Here is a 21,244-nt window from a genome sequence, read left to right on the forward strand (position 1 = left end):
GCCGTGTTCAGCTACCGCGCGTCTGGGGCGGCGATGGAGACCGGGTTCGCCCTGGTGACCGATCGCTTCCTCGCTGTCGCGCGGGCAGACGCCGAGAGCACCGCCCTGCTGTGGGCGGCGCTGTCGGACACCGACGCCCCGCTCGACGCGCTGCGCGCGCGTCTGACGCAGATCACCACCGACCTCGCCGTGGTCGAGCTGGTCGACCCCGCCACCCGCGCGGTGCGCATCGCGCTGCACGGCGATGTCGGCGTGGAGGTCGCCACCGCGACCGGCAGCGCGCCGGTGCGCGCCGTCGACCGCTCGTCGTGGCATCCGCACGACACCGCCGGGGTGCGCGCCCTCACCCTGCGCGTGGGCGCCGACACCGGCACCGGACCCTGGCTGCCGCTCGGCCGCGGCGTGGCCCCGGCCGCGCGACTGGCCTGGGGCACCCCGCTGCCCGACACCGCCGCCACCCCGGCAGCTCCCGGTGCCGCCGTGCCGGACGCCCTCGTGCCGGACGCCGTCGACGCGGTCGACGACACCCTGCTGGTGGCCCGCCCGCAGCAGCGGCCGGTGACCGCCTGGCTGCGCCTGGGAGATGACCGCGTGCTCGACCTCGACCTGCCGCTCGTGCTCGGCCGCTCCCCGCAGCCGGCCGACCACCCCGGGGCGCGCCTCGTGCGCCTGGCCTCGCCGCTGCGCGAGATCTCGGCCGCCCACCTCGAGGTGCGCCGCGACGGCGACGGCCTCGTGGCCACCGACCTCGACTCCACCAATGGCACCGTCGTGCGCGCCGCCGACGGCTCGACCCGGCTGCTGCGTCACGGCACCTCGGCCCACCTCGCCCCCGGCACCGTGCTCGAACTCGGCGACGGCGTCGTCGCGCTCGTCGAGGCGGGGAGCTGATCGTGGCCGGCCGACTTCCCTCCACCCCGCCGGTGCTCGGCGGGTTCACCTACGTGCGCCCCCTCGGCACCGGCGGCTTCGCCGACGTGTTCCTGTTCGAGCAGAACCTCCCCCGCCGCCCCGTCGCGGTGAAGGTGCTGCTGCGCGACATCGTCGACGAGGGCCTGCTGCGCATGTTCAACGCCGAGGCCGACGTCATGGCCCGGCTGAGCTCGCACCCCAGCATCCTCACCATCTACGAAGCGAGCATCTCGGCCGACGGCCGGCCGTACCTCGTGATGGAGTTCTGCCCCACCTCCCTCACCACCCGCTACCGCCGCGAGGTGATCCCGGTGGCCGAGGTGCTGCAGATCGGCGTGAAGGTCTCGTCGGCGCTCGAGACGGCGCACCGGTCGGGCCTGCTGCACCGCGACATCAAGCCATCGAACATCCTCATCACCGCCTTCGGCGCCCCCGTGCTCAGCGACTTCGGCATCGCCGCCGCCGTGGGCGGCCGGGAGGGCGCCGACGAGGTGTTCGCCATGTCGGTGCCGTGGTCGGCCCCCGAGATCGTCGACGAGAAGGTGTCGGGCTCGATCGCCGCCGAGGTGTGGGGGCTCGGGGCGACGATCTACTCGCTGCTGGCCGGGCACAGCCCGTTCGAGCGTCAGGGCAGCGGGCAGAACACCCGCGAGGCGCTGAAGGGCCGCATCCGCCGCGCCACCTACACCCCCACCGGTCGCGCCGACGTGCCGCCGCAGCTGGAGGCGGTGCTCGCCCGCGCCATGAGCAAAGACCCCGCGGCCCGCCAGGCCTCGGCTGCCGAGTTCGCCCGCGACCTGCAGGCCGCCCAGCTGGCGCTGGGTCTGCCCGCCACCGCCATCGAGGTCGCCCACGACGAGTGGGCCACCGCGGGCGCGGTCATCGACTTCGCCGACGACCGTCAGCGCGGGCCGGTGCGCCCGAGCGTCGACTACGCCTCGAAGCGGCCGCGCCGCACCGTCACCCCCACCCGCCGCGCGCCCGACGACGGCACCGTGCTGGCCGGCTCCGAGCCGGCGCCGCGCAGCCGCCTGCCGCTGGTGCTCTCGCTCGTCGCGGGCTCGGTCGTCGCGCTCGGCGCCGCCGCCGTGGCCGCCGTGATGCTGTGGGGCGGCGGCTGATGGCGGCGCCCCAGCCCGAGGCGCGCCGGCGTCCGCGGGTCAGCACGATCATCGGCGCCGGAGCGGTCGCCGTCACCGCGGCGCTCGTGGTCACCCTCGCCGTGGTCTGGCCCGGCTTCGACGCGCGGCAGACGCCCGTCGACGACGGCACCGTGTGGGCCGTGCAGACCGGCGCCGCCGACGGCTACGCGCGGGTGAACCTGGAGCTCGGCGAACTCGACACCGTCAAGACCGCCGAGAACGCCAGTGCCCTGGCGCAGACCTCCGACCGCGTCTTCGTCTTCAGCGACGGCGACACGCAGTTCGCCGACGTCGACCTGACGGCGCCCATCGACCTGCTCGCCACCACCGAAGACGCCTACACGCGCACCCCGGCCGGCACCCAGGACGTCGCCTCCGGCGGCGACCTCCTCGTCTTCCGCACCGATCTCGGAGCGGTCTACGCCGCCACCCTCTCGGGCGGCGGCGACGCGATCGCCATCGACCCGTACGCCGACGCGCAGGTCGAGCCCGGTCAGGAGCGGCCCCGCTTCGCCGCCGACGCCGTCGCCGTCTCCCCCACCGGCATCCTGTTCGCCTACTCGGCGGCCGAGGCGCGCATCATCCGCGCCGACGCCCGCACCGGCCGCATCCTCGGCGACGACCCGGTCGCATCGGCGCCCGCTGCCGTGCAGCTGAGCAGCGTCGCCGACCGCTGGATCCTCCTCGACGAGACCACCGGCGACCTGCGGGTGCGCGGGCGCGACGAGCCCATCCCCACCGCCGCCCAGGCCGGGGCCCGGCTGCAGCGCTCGGCGGCCGAGGCCGGCCCCGCCTACCTCGCCGACACCGACGGCCTCGTGCGCATCGACCTGGATGCCGGCGGCGCCGAGCGCGTCGTCGACGAGAACCTCGGCACCCCCGCCGCACCGACCCCGTTCCTCGGCTCGGTGCACGCCGCGTGGCTGCGCGAGGGCGCCGGCGGCGGATCGCTGTGGTCGAGCGAGGACGGCGTGGTGCGCGGCCTCGACTACGGCGCCGGCGTGCTCGGCGATCAGATCACCCCCGAGTTCGTCGGCAACGCCACCCGCATCGCCCTCAACGAGCAGACCTCCGGGTGGGTGTGGACGGTGCCCGACGGGGCGATCATCCCGTCATCGCAGCAGTGGGATCTGCAGGAGCAGTCGGAGTCGTCGCAGGAGCAGGACACCGTCTCGGAGCGCGTGATCGACCCGAAGCCCCCGGTCGCCGTCGACGACGCGTTCGGCGTGCGCGCGGGCGCGGCCACCCTGCTGCCGGTGCTGCTCAACGACCACGACCCCAACGAGGACGTGCTGAGCATCGACCCGGCCTCAGTGACCGGTCTAGACCCCGCCTTCGGCACCGTCGGCTTCGCCGGCGCCGAGCAGCAGCTGGCGGTGCAGGTGGCCCCGGGCGCCACCGGCTCGGCCACCTTCTCGTACCGCGTCACCGACGGCACCACCAGCGACGGACTGTACTCGGCGCCGGCCACCGTCACCCTCACCGTCGCGGCATCCGACCAGAACAGCCCGCCGGTGTGGTGCGGCGTGGAGGGCTGCCTCGCCGAGCCGCCGCGGCCCACGGTCGAGCCCGGCGGCACCGTCACCGTCGACGCCCTGCAGGGCTGGGTCGACCCCGAGGGCGACCCGATCTACCTCGTCGACGCGGTCGGCCCCGGCGAGGGCAGCGTCGCCGCCCAGCCCGACGGCACCGTCACCTTCCAGCACGGCGACCCCAACGCCACGGCCGAGTTCGAGGCGCCGATCGCCCTCACCGTCGCCGACGCGCGCGGCGCGACCGCCCAGACCACCCTCACCGTCTCGGTGACCGCGGCACCCGAGTTCACCGCCGGCAGCTTCGCGGTGGTCGGGGTGGCCGGCTCCCCCGTCGAGGTCGACGTGGCCCCGCACGTCACCGGCGCCTCCGGCCCGCCGCAGCTGACCAAGACCGCCGTCCTCGACGAGGCCGGCGCCACCGTCACCCCCAACGCCACCGGCCTCACGATGGAGGTCGGCGCCGCCGCGCCGGGCTCGTACCTGGTGCAGTACACGGTGCGCGACGCGCGCGGCGAGGCGACGGGTCTGGTGCGGGTGACCATGCGCGACCCGGCCACCGCGGTCATCTCCACCCCGCCGCTGACCGCATTCGTCCGGCCCAGCGAAGACGCCGCCGTCGACGTGTTCGGACCGGTGGTGAACCCCGCGGGCCTCGTGCTGCTGCTGAGCGACCTGCGCCCCGAGAGCGACCCGCGGGCCTCGCTGTCGGTCGACCTCGTCGGGCAGAGCATCATCCGGGTCAGCGGCTCCACCGACTCCGGCGAGCCGGGCACGCTCGGCGTCGTGCGCTACACGCTCTCCGACGGGTCGGGCAGCGCCGCCGCCACCGCCGAGGGCGAGCTGACGGTCATCCTGCTCCCCGCCCCCACGGCATCCCGCCCCATCGCCGTCGACGACGCCGTCACGGTGCGCGCGGGAGCCCAGATCGACATCCCCGCGCTGCGCAACGACAGCGCACCGGCGGCGGCGCTGGTGGCGCTGGACCCGTCGCAGATCGTCAACGAGTCGGGTGCCGGCCTGGCCTTCGCGTCGGGTCGCACCGTGCGCTATCTCGCCCCCGACGAGCCGGGCACCTACGCCATCGGCTACCGCATCTTCCGGCTCGGCTTCCCCGAGGCCACCGACGACGCGCGCATCATCGTCACCGTCGTGGGCGACGAGTCCAACCGTCCGCCGCTGCCGGGCATCCTCGAGGGGCGCGTGCTCAGCGGCGAGGCGGTGCGCATCCCGTTCGACGCGTTCGCCGCCGACCCCGACGGGGATGCCGTCACCCTCGACCGCATCGTCGACCAGCCCCGCGAGGGCACCGCCGCCATCTCCGCCGAGGGCGACGCGATCATCTACACGAGCCGCGAGGGCTTCAGCGGGCAGGACGCCTTCACGTACCAGGTGCGCGACGCCGAGGGCGCCACCGGCACCGCGCAGGTGCGGGTGGGCGTGCTGGCCGCCGAGTCCGACCCCAGCCCGGTGACCTTCAGCGACTACCTGCAGCTGCAGGCCGGCAGCACCAGCCAGGCCGTGGTGCGCCCCGCCGACAACGACATCGACCCCGCCGGCGGTGAGCTGACGCTCGTGTCGGTGGCCCCCAACGCGGTGCCCGACACCGACGAGTACGCGCAGCTGCAGGCGATGCTCGGCGAGGTCGACGACGGCCAGGTCACCATCCGCGCCGGCGACGTGCCCGGCACCTACGCGTTCACCTACACCGTCACCAACGACGCCCGCGACACCTCGATCGGCATGATCGTCGTCAAGGTCGTGCGCGACCGGGTGGCCGACTACCCGGTCGTCTCCGACACCACCCTCACCATCGAGACCCGCGACGCGTTCGCCGACGGGGTCGACGTGCTCGACGGCAAGGTGGCCTGGAACACCGGCGACGTGTCGGGGCTCACCCTGTCGCTGTGGGGATCGCATCCCGGCATCCGGGTGTCGGGATGGGAGATCTCGGGCGCCGTGCCCGAAGAGTCGCTGCTCATCCCGTTCCAGGTCAGCGGCACCTCCTTCGACGGCCAGGCCGTCACCTCCTACGGGTTCCTGCGGGTGCCCGGCGACCGCGACGTGCGTCTGAGCCTGCGCGCCGACGCCAGCCGGATCGACGTGCTCGAGAACCAGTCGGCCGACCTCGACATGGCCGCCGCGGTCGCCGTGCCCGCGGGCGCGTCGCTCGTGGTCGACGCCGACGGCGTGCGCGCCGGCGGCGGCCGCCCCGCGGGCACCTGCACGGTCGTGTCGGGCACGACCATCCGCTACACCGCCGGGGCCGGCGCCCCCTGGACCGACACCTGCATCGTGCCGGTGCGCCTCGACATCCAGGACGCGCCCACCTTCCTCACGGTGCGCGTCGACGTCGAGGCCGAACAACCCGAGCCGGTGCTGCGCAGCGCTTCGCTGACGGTGAGCCCGGGGTCCTCCGCCACCTACAACCTGCAGGACATGGTCGGCTGGGCGGGCAAGGAGGACTACTCGAGCCTGCAATACGACCTCGCCTACCGCGGCGACCAGTTCACGGTGACCCGCGACGGCCAGAACGTCACCGTCACCGCCGCCGACGCCGCCCGCCCCGGCCGCGAGGAGGCGGCCGTGCTGGCCCTGCCGAGCCACCCCTCGGCGCGTCCCGCGGCCCTGAACCTCGTCGTCGGCCCCGCCCCGTCGCTGCTGCCCAAGGGCGGCTCGACGGCGCAGACCTGCTCGCAGGCCGGCGGCAACACCTCGTGCACCATCACCGTCATCGGCGCCGCCGGCGAGGTCAACCCGCTGCCGGGCACCCCGCTGACCCTGGTGTCGGTCACCGACCCGGTCGCCTGCCCCGGGGTGTCGTTCCGCCTCGCCGGCCCCGGCGTCGTGCGCGCCTCGTGGGGCGCCGAGACTCCGGGCGCCGCCGACTGCACCGGCGCGTTCACCGTCGCCGACGCGCAGGGCCGGCAGTCCAGCGGCGACCGCGACGGCCGCGTCACCCTCGACCTGCAGGGCCTGCCCGCCGCCCCCACCCGCGTCGACTGGACCGGCTACACCAGCACCGGCGTGACGCTGCGCGTCATCGGCGGGTCGCCGTCGTACCCGTCGATCGACGGCTACCGCATCACCGCATCCGGCCGCGTCGTGGCCACCTGCGACGCGTCGGGCGCGTGCCCGGCCATCAGCGCGCCCGCCGGCGAGCGCATCACCTACCAGGCCCGCTCGTTCAACGCGGTCGGCGAATCGCGCACCGCCGTCGAGGTCACCGCCTGGTCGTACGCCTCCCCCGCCGCCCCCACGTCGGGCACGTTCGAGCCGACGCCCAACGGCACCACCGGCGGCGTGGCGACGATCACCGTCAGCGGCATCGACACGTCCACCGGCTTCATCCGCCTGGCCGGCGGCTCCGGGGGCGAGGTGACCCTGCCGGTGCGCGGCGACACGGTGGTCTTCCGCGATTACGTGATCGGCTCCAACGCGCCCACCACCCTCACCGCCACCCCGCTCACCCGCTTCGACCTGCCCTCGGTGCCCGGCGGCTCGCAAGAGGGCTCGGCGCTCTCCTTCCGCGCCAACGGCATCGGGGCGCCCGGCCTCGGGCTCGAGGTCACCGCCTCGCGCAGCAGCGAAGACGGCTCGGTCACCGCCACGGCCACCGTCACCGCCAACGGCGTGGGCGAGCGCATCCTCGTCGGGTTCACCGACGGGGCGATCTGCCGCCCGTCGGATGCCGTCGCCGCCGGCGGCGGCACCGCGTCGGCCACCTTCCCCGCACCGCTGTGGCAGGAGAAGCAGGTGAAGGCGTGCGCCGTCACCGAGTACAAGGGCCGCGGCTTCGGCGTCACCGAGCAGACCGGCGCGGCGACCCCGGTCGCCACCGTCGCCACCCCGCGCGGCGATGCCACCTACACCGTGCGCGCCGATGCCCGCGGCAGCGACGGCGGCCGCACGTTCGAGTGGACCCGGGTCGACGCGCCGACGCTGTCGGCCACCCGCCCCTTCACCGTGCGCTACTCGGGCGCCGGCATCCAGACCGGCGACTTCGGGCAGCTGTTCCGCCTCGGCGCCTCGCCCGGGCCGATCACCGCGGCCGCCTGCCACCCGCTGTTCGGCTGCAGCGACGAGATCGCCGTCACCCCCACCGGCGCCGCCTACACCGCCGCGGTCACCTTCCCCGCGCAGTGCCGCAGCGAAGACGCCGCAGCGCCCCGCCCGACGGTGAGCGCCAACCCGAGCGACTACGCGCTGACGACCACGTCGGTGAAGGATGCCGACGGCGTCGTCACCTGGACGTACGAGCTGCGCTGGCAGGGCCAGCTGACGGGCCTCAACGCCCTCGTCGGCGGCGATGCCTACGTGCTCGAGTGCGCGCCCCCGCCGCCCCCGCCCGCAGAGCCGGATCCGGAGCCGGAGCCGCCGGCTCCGCCGACGACCCCCTGACGCCCCTCCGCGCACACCGCCCCGCCGACTCCCCCCGTCGCCCCTCGAGAGGACCCCGATGACCGTCACCCCCGAGCAGACCGCCTGGTTCCAGGAGACCTTCGCCAAGCTCGTCGACAACGTCGAGCAGGTCGTGCTGGGCAAGCGCCACGTCGTCGAGCTCGCCTTCACCGCGATGCTCTCCGAAGGCCACCTGCTGCTGGAAGACGTGCCCGGCACCGGAAAGACCTCGCTCGCCCGGGCGATGGGCCAGTCGGTGCAGGGCACGAGCACCCGCATCCAGTTCACGCCCGACCTGCTGCCGGGCGATGTCACCGGCATCACCGTGTACGACCAGCGCGGCGGCACGTTCGAGTTCCACCAGGGACCGGTGTTCGCCAACATCGTGCTGGCCGACGAGATCAACCGCGCCTCCCCCAAGACGCAGTCGGCGCTGCTGGAGGTCATGGAGGAGGGCCAGGTCACCGTCGACGGCGTCACCCGCCGGGTCGGTGTGCCCTTCCTGGTGGTCGCGACGCAGAACCCCGTCGAGCAGGCCGGCACCTACCGCCTGCCCGAGGCGCAGCTCGACCGCTTCCTCATGAAGACGACGCTCGGCTACCCCGACCACGCCGCGACCGTGCGCATCCTCGAAGGCACCGCCACCGCCCGCCGCGAGGTCACCCCGGTGATCACCCCGCAGGGCGTGGTGGGGATGGCCGACATCGCCCGCGACGTCTACCTCAACCCCCTCGTGCTCGACTACATCGCCCGCATCGTGGAGGCCACGCGCCTGGCCACCCAGGTGCGCCTGGGGGTGAGCGTGCGCGGCGCGCTCGCGCTCACCAAGGCCGCCAAGACCTGGGCGGTCGCCCACGGCCGCGGCTATGTGACCCCCGACGATGTGAAGGCCCTCGCCGAGCCGGTGCTCGCCCACCGCCTCATCCTCGACCCCGAGGCGGAGTTCGACGGCGTCACCGCGGGCGCGGTGATCGGTCAGGTCATGCTCGACACCGCGCCGCCGAGCCAGCGAGAGGGCGACTGACGCCCCGATGAGCCCCGACACCGAGCTGCGCTTCACCCGCACCACCGGCCACACCGGTGCCGCGGGTGTCACGCGCACCCGCTACGCCACCTCCAGCACCTCCACGGCGCTGGCGGTGCAGGGCATCCGCTCCTGGCGGCGGGTGCGGGCGGGCGCCGTGGCGGCGTGGTCGGCGGTGCGGCACACCCTCACCCCCGCCGGCTGGCTGCTGGTGGCCGGGGTCGCGTTCGGGCTCGGGCTGGGGCTCGCCTTCGGGTGGCTCGAGTTCGTCGCCGGCGGCGTCATCGCCGCGGTGCTGCTGCTGCTGTCGGTGCCGTTCCTGTTCAGTGCCCGCTCCTACGACGTCGACCTCACCCTCGGCCACGACCGTGTGGTGGCCGGCACCCAGGTGGCGGGCATCCTCAGCGTCGTCAACATCGGTCGCGGCATCACCCTGCCCGGCCGCATCGACATCCCGGTGGGCGAGGGCCTGGTCGACGTGTACGTGCCGATGCTGCGCCACGACCACCGCCACGAAGAGCAGGTCGTCGTCCCCACCCACCGGCGGGGCGTCATCCAGGTGGGGCCGGCGCGCACGGTGCGCGGCGACCCGCTCGGCATCCTCCGCCGCGAGGCGGCGTGGGAAGACGTGCACACCCTCTACGTGCACCCGGTCACCACCCCGCTGCTGTCGACGAGCGCCGGATTCATCCGCGACCTCGAGGGCAGCGCGTCGCGCACCGTCGTCGACGCCGACATCTCGTTCCACGCCATCCGCGCCTACGTGCCCGGCGACGCGCAGCGACAGGTGCACTGGAAGTCGACCGCCAAGACCGGCACCCTCATGGTGCGCCAGTACGAGGAGACCCGGCGCTCGCGCATGGTGATCGCCCTGGCCACCGCCGAGCACGAGTACGCCACCGAAGAGGAGTTCGAGCTGGCCGTCAGCACCGCCGCCTCGATCGGCGTGCGCGGCATCCGCGACGGGCGCGACGTCGATGTCGTCACCGGCGGCATCGTGCCCGAGTTCGTGCGCACGAACGTGCGCACCATCCGCGAGCTCACCACCATCAGCGCCCGCACCCTGCTCGACGACCTGTCGGGCGTGGAGACCGGGCCCCGGGTGAGCCCGCTGGGAGATGTCACGTCGCTGGCCGCAGAGACCCACCCCGACGCCTCGATCGCGTTCCTGGTGTGCGGCTCGACCCAGACCGCGCGCGCCATCCAGGCCGCCGCGCTGGCCTTCCCCTCCGACGTCGGGGTCTGCGCCATCGTCTGCAACCCCGAGGCAGAGCCCGCCATGCGGCGCCTGGGCTCGATGACGGTGCTGTCGGTGGGACTGCTCGACGACGTGCGCCAGCTGCTCTCGCGGGGAGCTCAGACGTGAGCGGGGCGGGATCATGACCGGTCCGCTGCCCGTGCGCCGGCGCTCGCGACGCGCCGAACGCCTCTCGCCGCGCTTCCTCATCGTGGGCGCGCTGCTGCTGGACGCCCTGTTCCTCGTGGGCGCGCTGGCGGTGTGGCCGCTGCACCGCGACCCCGCCCTGCTGATCGCGATCGGCGTCGCCCTGGTGCTGGCCCACCTCATCGCGCTGGCCGGCCTGCGCTGGTCGTGGAACGGCTGGTGGCTGGCGCTGGTCACCTTCGCGGCCTACGTCGTGGTGGGAGTGCCGGTGGCGGCGCCCACCATGCTCGGCAGCATGCCGCAGCTGGTGGCGGCGCTGCGGGCGGTCGTGACCGCACCGGTCACGGGGTGGAAGGATCTCCTCACCCTCGAGCTCCCCCTCGGCGCCTACCAGGCCACCCTCGCCCCCACCTTCCTGCTGTTCCTCGCCGTTCCCGTCGCGGCCCTGTCGCTGGCCTGGCGCGCGCGACGGCTGTGGGTGCTCGCGCCCCTCGTCGGTCTGCTGCTTCCCGCCTACGGCGTGCTGTTCGGGGCGGGCACGCTGCGGGCGGCGCTGCGGATCGAGGGCACCGTGCTCCCCGGCCTCGCGGAGCTGCTGGTGGGCGCCGGGTCGATCCTCCTCGCCCTCGCCTTCCTGGTGTGGCGCACCGTCGACGAGCGCCGCCGCGCCGTGCGGGCGGCCGAGGCCGCCACCGGCATCCGCACCACCGGTCGCAGCTCGTCGGCCCTCGCGGCCCGCTCCGGCATCGCGATCGGCATGATCCTCGCCGCGGTGGCGGTGTCGGCGGTGGTGGCGCCGTGGGCCCTGGCCGACCAGCCCCGCCAGGTGCTGCGCACCGCCGTCGACCCGCGCCTCACCCTCGACCGCGAGCTCAGCCCCCTCACCCAGTACCGTGCGTTCTTCACCGACGACCGCTTCGACGAGGTGCTCTTCGAGGTGCAGACCGATGCCGACGTCGACCGGGTGCGCCTGGCGACGATGTCGTTCTACGACGGCCAGGTCGCCCGCGTCACCGACCCGACCGCCCCCGGCTCCGACCAGACCACCGCGTTCGTGCGCGTGCCCTCGCGGCTTCCCGCCCCCATCGGCGGCGAACCGGTGTCGGCGCGCGTCGAGATCGCCGGCTACCGGGGCGTGTGGGTGCCCACCGTGGGCGCTCTCACCGGCATCGACTTCGGCGGTGCCGACGCCGCCGCCCGCGCCGACGGCTTCTTCTACAACGCGGCCACCCGCACCGGGGTGGAGCTCTCGGGCGGGGGGCTCGGCACCGGCGTCTCGTACGTGCAGCAGGGGGCGACGGATGCCACCGGCACGGGCCTGGCCGATCTGACCCCGGGCCGGGAGGCGCCGCAGCTGCCCGCCGAGGTGGTGCCGGCGAGCCTCGTCGAGTGGATGGCCGCGCAGAACGCCGCCACCGGCGGCGCGGGCCTGGCCCAGCTGGTGGAGACGCTGCGCGCGCGCGGGTTCCTCAGTCACTCCCTCACCGCCGACGGCGCCGCCGACTGGCGCGCCGCGCTCGGTGGCGCCGGCTTCGAACCCAGTCGCGCCGGGCACTCCACCGGCCGCATCGACGACATGTTCACGGCGCTCCTGCAGCGGCAGAACGACGTGGGCGGCGACGACGACGCGCTGCTGGTGGCCGCCGTCGGCGACGACGAGCAGTTCGCCGTGGCCACCGCGATGATCGCCGACCAGCTGGGTTTCGCCGCCCGCATCGTGCTGGGCGCACGTCTGACCGCCGGCGACGACGCGGCGATCCCGGCCTGCGTCGACGGCCTCTGCCGCGGCGGCAACATGACCGCCTGGGTCGAGGTGCAAGACGCCGACGGCTCGTGGACGGCGGTGGACGTCACCCCGCAGCACACCGACAGCGTGGCCCCCGAAGACCTGCAGCACCGCGACCCCGAGGTGCCCACCGAGGTGCGCCCCGACCACGCCGACACGGTGCTGCCGGGCGAGGCCAACCCCGCCGATGCCGGTCCGCGCGATGCGCCCGAGACGGCCGACCAAGTCGACCTGTCGGCGCTGTGGGCGGCGCTGCGCGGCGGCGGCATCGCGGTGCTGGCCCTCGTGATCGTGCTCGGTCCGTTCCTGCTCGTGCTGCTGCTGAAGGCCCTGCGTCGCCGCGGGCGTCGCGGCGCCGGCGACGTCGTCGAGCGGATGACCGGCGGCTGGGACGAGTTCGTCGACACCGCCGTCGACCACGGCCGCACCCCGCCCGCCCATCACACCCGGCAGGAGCTGGCCGCCCTCTACGGCGACGGCGCCCACAGCGGCGCGGCGACCCTCGCGACCCTCGCCGACCGCTCGGTGTTCGACGTCGCGCCGCCGCCGGCGGCCGAGGCCGACCGCTTCTGGGAGATCGTCGACGCCGAGCGCACCCGGTTCGCCGCGGCGACCACCCGGTGGGGGCGCCTGCGCGCCCGGCTGTCGCTGCGCTCGCTCTGGCGGCGCGGGCCGCGCCGACCGCGGCCGCCCGCCCCGCCCCGCCCCGCCGCGCCCCCCGCCCCGTCAGAAGGAGGACCCCGATGATCCCCCCCGTCACCACCGTCCTGCTGCTGGGTGCGTCGGTCGTCGTCGGCCTCGCGCTGTACGTCTGGACGGCGCTGGCGCTGTCGGCCCTGTTCGCCAAGGCGGGCGTCTCGCGCGGCCAGGCCTGGGTGCCGGTGCTCAACGTCTGGGTGCTGTTCGTGCTCGCGGGGCTGCCGGGGTGGTGGGCGATCGCGATCGCCGCGCTGGTGATCGTCGGCGGCGTGGCCACGGCGATCCTCGGCACGACGCTGGCGGCAGCGGCCGTCGACGCCTCCTTCGGGGGCGACGTCGCCGGCGCGCAGAGCGCCGCCACCGTGGCCACGCTCGTGCCCGCGCTCATCTGGCTCGTGCTGCTGATCCCCGTCGTCGTCCTCCACGTGCGCATGCTGCTCGGCATCGGCCGCCGCCTCGGCTTCGGCGCGGGGTACGCGGTGCTCGGCGTGGTGCTGTTCCCGGTGTGGGCGAGCCTGGCCGGGTGGGGGTCGGCGCGCTGGGACGAGCCGGCGCCCGCCGCGCCCGAACCCACGACCGAGGCGGAGGCCGCGCTTCCGGCACTGGCGCCCTTCACCCCCGGGGCCGCGCCGGTCGCCGGGATGCCGGCGGCGACGTTCGCCCCCGCACCGCCCGCCCCCGCGCCGGCGCCCCTTCCCGGCCCCGAGCCCGAGCCGGTCGCCGCACCGCCCGCCACCGGAGCGTGGGCACCGGCCGCCGCCTCCCCCGCCACCGCCGCCGCCGCCGGCGACGACGTCGACGAGCGCACCGCGATCGCCCCGCCCCGGGCCGCCTGGCGGCTCGAAGTGCCGGGGGCCGTCGTGCCGCTCGTGGCCGACGCGGTCGTGCTCGGCCGCAACCCCGCCGCCCCCGCCGGCGTCGACGGGGCGCAGCTGGTGCCCATCGACGACGCCACCCGCACCGTCTCCAAGACGCACGCGCTGCTGCGCCGCACCGGCGCGGGGTGGACGCTGGTCGACCTCGGCTCGACCAACGGCGTCTTCCTCCCCGGCGAGCGCGAGGTGACCGCCCCCACGCCGGTCACCGGCGCCTTCTTCCTGGGCGACGCCGCCCTCGCCCTGGTGGGGCCCTCGTGACGGCCGCCCTGCAGGTGACCGTCGGCAGCCACACCGACGCGGGGCTGCGCCGCGCCGTCAACGAGGATTCGGTGCTCGCCCGGCATCCGGTGTTCGTCGTCGCCGACGGCATGGGCGGTCACGACGCCGGCGACCGCGCCAGCGCCGCCGTCGTCGCCGCCTTCGCTCCGCTCGTGGGCCGCGAGGTCACCGCGCACGAGGTGGCCGCCACCGTGCAGGCCGCCCACGCCGCCGTCGCCGAGATCGCCGCCACCACCCGCCGCGGCGCCGGATCGACGCTCACCGGTGTCGTGGCCGTGCACCATGACGGGCTGCTGCGCTGGCTGGTCGTCAACATCGGCGACTCGCGCGTGTACCGCCTGCTCGACCACCGGCTCGAGCAGCTGACGGTCGACCACTCCGTCGCGCAGGAGATGGTGGATGCCGGCACTCTCGCCCGCGAGGACATGTCGACGTTCTCGGGGCGCAACGTCATCACCCGCGCGGTCGGCGAGGAGCGCAGCGCCGCCGACTTCTGGCTGCTGCCGGTGACCACCGGCGAGCGGCTGCTGGTGTGCTCGGACGGGCTGACCACCGAGCTCACCGACGAGGCGCTGCGCGCCGGGCTCACCCTGGGCGGCACCGCCGAGCAGACCGCGCGCGCCCTGGTGGCGCAGGCGGTGGCCGCGGGCGGCCGCGACAACATCACGGTCATCGTCATCGACGTGACCGCCGGCGGGGCCAACACCTCGTTCGACGAGGTGACCGGCGGCCTGTCGTCGGCCGAGTCGTCGACGGTCGAGGTGGCCACCGTGCAGTCCGCGAGACGGAGGGCCCGATGAGCACACCCGACGACACCGGCGAGACCACGGGCGACACCACCGACGAGACCACCGACGAGACGGTCGTCGTGCGGCGCGGACCGGAGCCCGACGACGCCACCGTTCTCGCCCGGCGACGGCCGCAGCCCGCACCGGAGCCCGTGCCCGACGACGCCACCGTTCTCGCCCGGCGCCGGCCGGAGCCCGCATCCGCGCCGGAGCCCGAGCCCGCACCCGAGCCCGAGCCCGACGACGCCACCGTTCTCGCCCGGCGGCGGCCGGAGCCCGCGCCGGCGGCAGAGCCCGCACCCGACGACGCGACCGTCGTGGTGCGGCGCGCCCCCGAGGATGCCACCGTCGTCGCGCCCCGACGCGGGGCCCCCGCCGCCGACCCGGCGCCCGCGGTCGAGCACGCCCCCGCGCCGCGCACCGACCCGCCGCCCACCCAGCCGCTGCAGGTCGTCGCCGCCCGGCCGCCCCTGCCGGGCGCCGCGACCGATCCGCCCACCCGCGGCGACGAGGTGCGCCGCGCCTACCGGCCCGGTGCCGACGGCATCGACCAGCGCGCCTACGGGGTGCGCAGCACCGCCGCGCCCCCGCCCGCGGCGGTGCACCGGCCCGCGCCGCAGACCTCCGCGCCGGCACCGGCGCCCGCCCCGCGACGCCGACGGCGCGGGCCCGTGACCGCGATCGCCGCGACAGCGCTGGTGCTGGTGGCCGCCGGCATCCTGCTGGTCGCGCTCGTGACAGGATGAGGAGCACCATGGACGGGCACGAGATCGGGATCGAGTTCTGCGGCGAGTGGTTCCACCCCGCGCGGGACGAGGAATACACCATCGGCCGCGACGCCGACCTCGTCGTCGACGAGAACCCCTACCTGCACCGCCGGCTGCTCTCGCTCGGCTTCGAGGGCGGCATGTGGTGGCTCGCCAACGTCGGGCAGTCGATCTCGGTGAGCCTGTCCACCGCCGACGGGGTCTACCAGGCCGTCCTCGGCCCCGGGGCGCGCGTGCCGCTGGTGTTCCCGCGGCTGGTGGTGCTGTTCACCGCAGGGCCCTACACATACGAGCTCAGCGTGCACAGCCCGCAGGCCGCCTTCCACTCCGCGCCCCTCGTCGCCGACGCCTCCGACCCCACCCAGATCACCATCGGCAACGTGTCGCTCACCCCCACGCAGCGGCTGCTGGTCATCGCGCTGTGCGAGCCGATGCTGCGCGACGGCATCGTCGGGCAGAGCCAGATCCCCTCGTCGGCGCAGGCCGCGGCGCGCCTGGGCTGGCCGCTGACCACGTTCAACCGCAAGCTCGACGCCGTCTGCGACAAGCTCGACCGCGAAGGCGTGACGGGCCTGCGCGGCGGTGCCGGACGCCTGGCCACCAACCGCCGCGCGCGGCTGGTCGAGCACGCGATCCTCTCGCGCCTGGTGACCCCGCAAGACCTCGGGGCCCTCGACGAAGCGGTCGCCGCCGCCCGCGCCTGAGCCTGCCCGCCCCCACCGTCCGCCGATCTAGGATGGAAGGCTATGCCCGCGCCCGTCATCTCCTACCCGCCCGAGCTGCCCGTCAGCGCCGCCCGGGATGAGATCGCCCGCGCCATCGCCGACCACCAGGTGGTCATCGTCGCCGGAGCCACCGGTTCGGGCAAGACCACGCAGCTGCCGAAGATCTGCCTCGAGCTCGGCCGCACCGCCATCGCGCACACCCAGCCGCGCCGCATCGCCGCGCGCACCATCTCGGAGCGCATCGCCCACGAGATGCAGGTGCCGCTGGGCGCCGAGGTCGGCTACAAGGTGCGCTTCACCGACCAGGTCTCCGCCGAGACCCAGGTGACGCTGCTCACCGACGGCATCCTGCTCAACGAGATCCACCGCGACCGCCTGCTGCGCCGCTACGACACGATCATCGTCGACGAGGCGCACGAGCGCTCCCTCAACATCGACTTCCTGCTGGGCTACCTCACCCGCATCCTGCCCCAGCGCCCCGACCTCAAGGTCATCATCACCTCCGCCACCATCGACCCCGAGAGCTTCGCGCGGCACTTCGCGGATGCCGGCGGCACACCCGCCCCCATCGTCGAGGTGTCGGGGCGCACCTACCCGGTCGAGATCCGCTACCGCCCGCCGGTGGCCGAGGGCGAAGACGCCGACAAGGACGACGAGGTCGACGCCCTGCTCGGGGCCCTGCGCGAGCTCGACCGCGAGGCCGACGGCGACGTGCTGGTCTTCCTCCCCGGCGAGGCCGAGATCCGCGACGCCGCGGATGCCGTGCGCGGCATGTACCGCTCGCACCCCCGCCCCACCGAGGTGCTGCCGCTGTTCGGGAGGCTTTCGGCAGCCGAGCAGCACCGCGTGTTCGAGCCGTCGCAGGTGCCCGGGGTGCGGCGGCGCATCATTCTGGCCACCAACGTCGCCGAGACGAGCCTCACCGTCCCCGGCATCCGCTACGTCGTCGATGCCGGCACGGCGCGCATCTCGCGCTACAGCGTGCGCTCCAAGATCCAGCGCCTGCCCATCGAGGCCATCTCGCAGGCCTCGGCGCAGCAGCGCTCGGGCCGCGCGGGGCGCACCTCGCCCGGCATCGCGGTGCGGCTCTACTCCGAAGAGGACTTCGCGTCGCGGCCGGAGTACACCGAGCCCGAGATCCTGCGCACCTCGCTCGCCTCGGTGATCCTGCAGATGCTCGCCCTGGGCTTCGGCGACATCTCCGAGTTCCCCTTCCTCACCGGTCCCGACTCCCGCGGCGTCAAGGCGGCCCTCGAGCTCCTGCTCGAGCTGCGCGCCGTCGACCGCGCCTCGGGGTCGCCGCGGCTCACCCCCCTCGGCCGCGAGATCGCCCGTCTCCCCATCGACCCGCGGTTCGCGCGCATGCTGCTCGAGGCCCGCGAACGGGGCGTCACCCGCGACGTGCTGGCCATCGTCGCGGGCCTGTCGATCCAAGACGTGCGCGAGCGCCCCGAGGAGCGCCGCGAGGAGGCCGACCGGCTGCACGCCCGCTTCACCGACCCCACCAGCGACTTCCTCACGCTGCTGAACCTGTGGAACCACCTCGACGAGCAGCAGCGCGAGCTCGGTTCGAGCGCGTTCCGGCGACTGTGCCGCTCGGAGCACCTCAACTACGTGCGCGTGCGGGAATGGTTCGACGTGCACCGGCAGCTGCGTCAGCTCACCCGCGCCCCCCGCGGCGGCGAGCGGCGCCCCGCCGACGAGGCATCCGCCGCCGGCGTCGCCGATCCTGATGCCGTGCATCGCGCGATCCTCTCGGGCCTGCTCTCCCACATCGGCGTGCTCGACACCCGCAGCGTCAGCGGCGCGGGGTCGAACCAGAAGGGCCAGAGCGGCAAAGACACCAAGCGCAAGCCGCTGCCGGTCTACCGCGGCGCGCGGGGCGCGTCGTTCGCGGTGTTCCCGGGGTCGGCGCTGCGCAAGGCGACCCCGGATGCCGTCATGGCCGCCGAGCTCGTCGAGACCTCGCGGCTGTTCGCCCGCACCGTCGCGGTCATCGACCCGGCATGGGCCGAAGACCTCGCCGGCGACCTCGCCCACCGCTCCCTCTCCGACCCGCACTGGTCGAAGGATGCCGGGGCGGCGGTGGCCGCTGAGAAGGTCACCCTCTTCGGCGTCGAGATCGTACCCCGGCGCCGCGTGCAGTTGGCGCGCATCGACCGGCCGCTGGCGCGCGAACTGTTCCTGCGCCACGCGCTCGTCGACGGCGAGTGGAACACGCACCACCTCGACAAGCGCCTCACCGCCTTCGAGCGGCGCAACCTCGAGCTGCGCCGCCGGCTCGAGCGGGTGGAGGAGCGCGAGCGGCGCCGCGACATCCTCGTCGGCGACGAGGCCGTCTACGCCTTCTACGAGGCGCGGCTGCCCGCCGACGTGTTCGATGTGCGCTCGTTCGAGTCGTGGTGGCAGGATGCCTCGCGGCGCACCCCGAAGCTGCTCGACATGACCGAGGCCGACCTCGTCGACGAGGCATCGCGCTCGGACGAGCGCGCCTTCCCCGCGCGGTGGCTGCAGGGCGACCAGGTGCTCTCCCTGGCCTACCGGTTCGAGCCCGGTGCCGCCGACGACGGCGTGAGCGTCGTCGTGCCGCTCGTGCTGCTGGCGCAGCTGCGTCCCGACGGGTTCGACTGGCAGGTGCCCGGCATGCGCGACGAGCTCATCGCCGCCCTGTTGCGCGCGCTCCCCAAGGCCATCCGCCGCCACGTCGTGCCGGCGGCCGACTGGGCGGCCACCCTCAGCGCGGAACTGGCCGGCGAGGGCCCCGAGTCGCACGACGGCCTGCCGCCGCGCACGCTGCGCGCCGCCCTGGCGGCCCGCATCCAGCGGGTGGCCAATCAGCCCGTCACCGCCGACGACTTCGACCTCGACCGGGTGCCCGGCCACCTCACCGTCTCGTTCCGCGCCGTCGACCAGCGCGGCCGGGCGCTCGGCTCGTCGCGCGACCTCGCCGACCTGCAGCGTCGGCTCGCCGGGCGCGCCCGCGAGAGCGTCGCCCGCTCCCTGCAGGCCCCGGCCCCCGCCGGGCGCGCCCGCCCGGCCGCGGGCGCCGTCGCCGCGGCATCCGGCATCCCCGCCGCCGGTGCGGCGGGCGTCACCGAGCGCACCGGCCTCACCACCTGGGACGTCGGGGTGCTCCCCGAGGTCGTCGACACCAAGGTCGCCGGCGGTGTCGTCCGCGGCTACCCGGCGCTGGTCGACGAGGGCGCCACCGTGGCGCTGCGCATCGAGGCCACCCCCGAGGGCGCCGCGCGCCTGACCCGCGCGGGCGTGCGCCGCCTGGTGCTGCTGTCGAGTCCCACCCCCGCCCCCTACGTGCTCGAGCACCTCACCGCGCCCGAGAAGCTGGCCCTCGCCGCCTCGCCGTACCCGTCGGCGAAGGCCCTCATCGAAGACGCGCGCGTCGCGGTGGCCGACGCCGTGATCGCCCGCACCGCGCCCGAGGTGCGTACGCCCGAGCAGTTCGCCGCCGTACAGGGCGCGTTCGCGGGCGCCGTGGTCGACGAGCTGTTCCAGGCCGTGTCGCTGACCTCCCGCATCCTCACCCTGCACCGCCAGGTCGACAAGGCCGTGCGGGGCCAGAACTCCATGACCCTGCTGTCGGCGCTCGGCGACGTGAAGGGCCAGCTCGCCGGTCTCGTGCACGACCGGTTCGTCTCGCGCACGGGCCTTGCCCGCCTCGCGCACCTCCCCCGCTATCTGCAGGGCGCGCTCGAGCGCGTCGAGGGGCTCGCCGACAACCCCGGTCGCGACCGGCAGCGGCAGAGCGAGTTCGAGCGCGCGGCGACGCTGTACGCCGAGGCGGGCGGCACCATCCCCGTCGACCCGGCTGCCGCGGCCGCGCTCGTGCACGCCCGCTGGCTGCTCGAGGAGTACCGGGTGAGCCTGTTCGCCCAGCGCCTGGGCACCGCCGAGCCGGTGTCGCTGCAGCGCATCACCAAGGCCCTGTCCCAGAAACCGAACGGAGCATGATGACCATCGCCATCACCCACACCGCCTTCGGCGGCCCCGAGGTTCTCACCCCCACCGAGGTCGCCCTGCCGCCGCTGGGCGCCACCGACGTGGCCGTGCGCATCGAGGCGGCCGGGGTCAACCCGGTCGACCACAAGCTGCGCTCGGGGCAGCGCGCCTCCGACCCGATCACCACGCCGCGCCACGTCGGCAACGACGGCGCCGGTGTCGTCACCGCCGTCGGCCCCGACGTCACCGGCTTCCGGGTGGGCGACCGCGTCGTCATCACCGGCGCCCTCGGCACCTACGCGTCCGAGCTCGTCGTCTCGCAGGAGGCGCTGTTCCCCCGCCCGCCGCAGGTCTCCGCCGCCGAGGGCGCCGCGCTGGGCATCCCGATCGGCACCGCCTACCAGACCGTCCGCTCCCTGGCCGTCGGTCCCGAGGACACCGTGCTCGTCCACGCCGGCTCGGGCGCGGTCGGCCAGGCTGTCATCCAGTTCGCCGTGCTCGCCGGTGCACGGGTGCTCGCCACCACCAGCGACCGCCGTGCCGACCGGGTGCGCGCCCTCGGGGCCGAGCCCGTCTCGTACGCGCCGGGTATCGCCGACCGCGTGCGCGCCGCGGCCCCCGACGGGGTCACCGTCGCCATCGACCTCGCCGGCACCGACGAGGCCCTCGACAGCTCGGTCGAGCTCGTCGCCGACCGCCGCCGCATCGCGACCCTGGTGCGCGGCGCCGACGCCGATGCCCTCGGCATCCAGGCGTTCCGCGGCGGCAGCCCGCGCCCGCTCACCGCGCGAGAAGAGGCGTGGCGCCGCGAGTCGATCCCGGTCGCCCTGCACCTGCTCGCCGTCGGCGCCTTCTCGGTCGAGCTCGGGCCCGCCCTGCCGCTGGCAGAGGCCGCCGAGGCGCACCGCGTCGTCGAGGCCGGTGTCGACGGCAAGGTCGTGCTCGTCCCCTGACCGCCCCGTACACGCAG

General features: G+C 75.1%; 12 protein-coding genes. All 12 read left to right on the forward strand.

The annotated features are described in order from the left end of the window. Window positions 1-3: 3 nt before the first annotated feature. From N3K63_RS10080 to N3K63_RS10135, 12 genes are read left to right on the forward strand one after another with little or no spacing between them, the layout of a single operon-like run. On the forward strand, window positions 4-891 hold the full coding sequence (locus N3K63_RS10080) for an FHA domain-containing protein (RefSeq protein WP_261580007.1): 888 nt from the start codon (window positions 4-6) through the stop codon (window positions 889-891). A gap of 2 nt (window positions 892-893) precedes the next feature. Next, the gene (locus tag N3K63_RS10085) at window positions 894-2,033 is read left to right on the forward strand and encodes a serine/threonine-protein kinase (RefSeq protein ID WP_261580008.1); all 1,140 of its coding nucleotides are present in this window, start codon (window positions 894-896) and stop codon (window positions 2,031-2,033) included. Next, the gene (locus N3K63_RS10090; protein ID WP_261580009.1) at window positions 2,033-7,987 is read left to right on the forward strand and encodes an Ig-like domain-containing protein; all 5,955 of its coding nucleotides are present in this window, start codon (window positions 2,033-2,035) and stop codon (window positions 7,985-7,987) included. The genes N3K63_RS10085 and N3K63_RS10090 overlap by 1 nt, the downstream gene beginning before the upstream one ends. Before the next feature lie 58 nt (window positions 7,988-8,045). After that, on the forward strand, window positions 8,046-9,011 hold the full coding sequence (locus tag N3K63_RS10095) for an AAA family ATPase (protein WP_261580010.1): 966 nt from the start codon (window positions 8,046-8,048) through the stop codon (window positions 9,009-9,011). Between the two features lie 7 nt (window positions 9,012-9,018). Next, entirely contained in the window at window positions 9,019-10,377 is a 1,359-nt protein-coding gene (locus tag N3K63_RS10100) for a DUF58 domain-containing protein (RefSeq protein ID WP_261580011.1), read from the forward strand. Window positions 10,378-10,390: 13 nt separating this feature from the next. Continuing rightward, a complete protein-coding gene (locus tag N3K63_RS10105; protein ID WP_261580012.1) occupies window positions 10,391-12,928 on the forward strand; it encodes a transglutaminase-like domain-containing protein in 2,538 nt (845 codons plus the stop codon). After that, window positions 12,925-14,016 carry an FHA domain-containing protein gene (locus N3K63_RS10110; protein ID WP_261580013.1) on the forward strand — a complete coding sequence of 364 codons (1,092 nt, stop codon included), beginning with the start codon at window positions 12,925-12,927 and terminating at the stop codon, window positions 14,014-14,016. The genes N3K63_RS10105 and N3K63_RS10110 overlap by 4 nt, the downstream gene beginning before the upstream one ends. Then, window positions 14,013-14,837: a PP2C family protein-serine/threonine phosphatase gene (locus tag N3K63_RS10115; protein ID WP_261580014.1), complete on the forward strand. Its 825-nt coding sequence runs from the start codon at window positions 14,013-14,015 to the stop codon at window positions 14,835-14,837. The genes N3K63_RS10110 and N3K63_RS10115 overlap by 4 nt, the downstream gene beginning before the upstream one ends. Beyond that, window positions 14,834-15,571, forward strand: coding sequence for a hypothetical protein (locus N3K63_RS10120; RefSeq protein ID WP_261580015.1), 738 nt, complete (start codon window positions 14,834-14,836; stop codon window positions 15,569-15,571). The genes N3K63_RS10115 and N3K63_RS10120 overlap by 4 nt, the downstream gene beginning before the upstream one ends. A gap of 8 nt (window positions 15,572-15,579) precedes the next feature. Continuing rightward, window positions 15,580-16,296, forward strand: a complete 717-nt coding sequence (locus tag N3K63_RS10125) for a hypothetical protein (protein ID WP_261580016.1) — start codon at window positions 15,580-15,582, stop codon at window positions 16,294-16,296. A gap of 42 nt (window positions 16,297-16,338) precedes the next feature. Further along, window positions 16,339-20,286: an ATP-dependent RNA helicase HrpA gene (gene hrpA, locus N3K63_RS10130; RefSeq protein ID WP_261580017.1), complete on the forward strand. Its 3,948-nt coding sequence runs from the start codon at window positions 16,339-16,341 to the stop codon at window positions 20,284-20,286. Next, on the forward strand, window positions 20,286-21,227 hold the full coding sequence (locus tag N3K63_RS10135; protein ID WP_261580018.1) for a quinone oxidoreductase family protein: 942 nt from the start codon (window positions 20,286-20,288) through the stop codon (window positions 21,225-21,227). Before hrpA ends, N3K63_RS10135 begins: the two co-directional genes overlap by 1 nt. Window positions 21,228-21,244: the final 17 nt, after the last annotated feature.

The sequence above is a fragment of the Microbacterium festucae genome (assembly GCF_025421715.1).
GTDB lineage: Bacteria > Actinomycetota > Actinomycetes > Actinomycetales > Microbacteriaceae > Microbacterium > Microbacterium festucae.

Coding starts and splice junctions, on each gene's coding strand:
- N3K63_RS10090 (WP_261580009.1), top strand. CDS start 2,033: ATGGCGGCGCCCCAGCCCGAGGCGCGCCGGCGTCCGCGGGTCAGCACG.
- N3K63_RS10095 (WP_261580010.1), top strand. CDS start 8,046: ATGACCGTCACCCCCGAGCAGACCGCCTGGTTCCAGGAGACCTTCGCC.
- N3K63_RS10100 (WP_261580011.1), top strand. CDS start 9,019: ATGAGCCCCGACACCGAGCTGCGCTTCACCCGCACCACCGGCCACACC.
- N3K63_RS10105 (WP_261580012.1), top strand. CDS start 10,391: ATGACCGGTCCGCTGCCCGTGCGCCGGCGCTCGCGACGCGCCGAACGC.
- N3K63_RS10110 (WP_261580013.1), top strand. CDS start 12,925: ATGATCCCCCCCGTCACCACCGTCCTGCTGCTGGGTGCGTCGGTCGTC.
- N3K63_RS10120 (WP_261580015.1), top strand. CDS start 14,834: ATGAGCACACCCGACGACACCGGCGAGACCACGGGCGACACCACCGAC.
- N3K63_RS10125 (WP_261580016.1), top strand. CDS start 15,580: ATGGACGGGCACGAGATCGGGATCGAGTTCTGCGGCGAGTGGTTCCAC.
- hrpA (WP_261580017.1), top strand. CDS start 16,339: ATGCCCGCGCCCGTCATCTCCTACCCGCCCGAGCTGCCCGTCAGCGCC.
- N3K63_RS10135 (WP_261580018.1), top strand. CDS start 20,286: ATGACCATCGCCATCACCCACACCGCCTTCGGCGGCCCCGAGGTTCTC.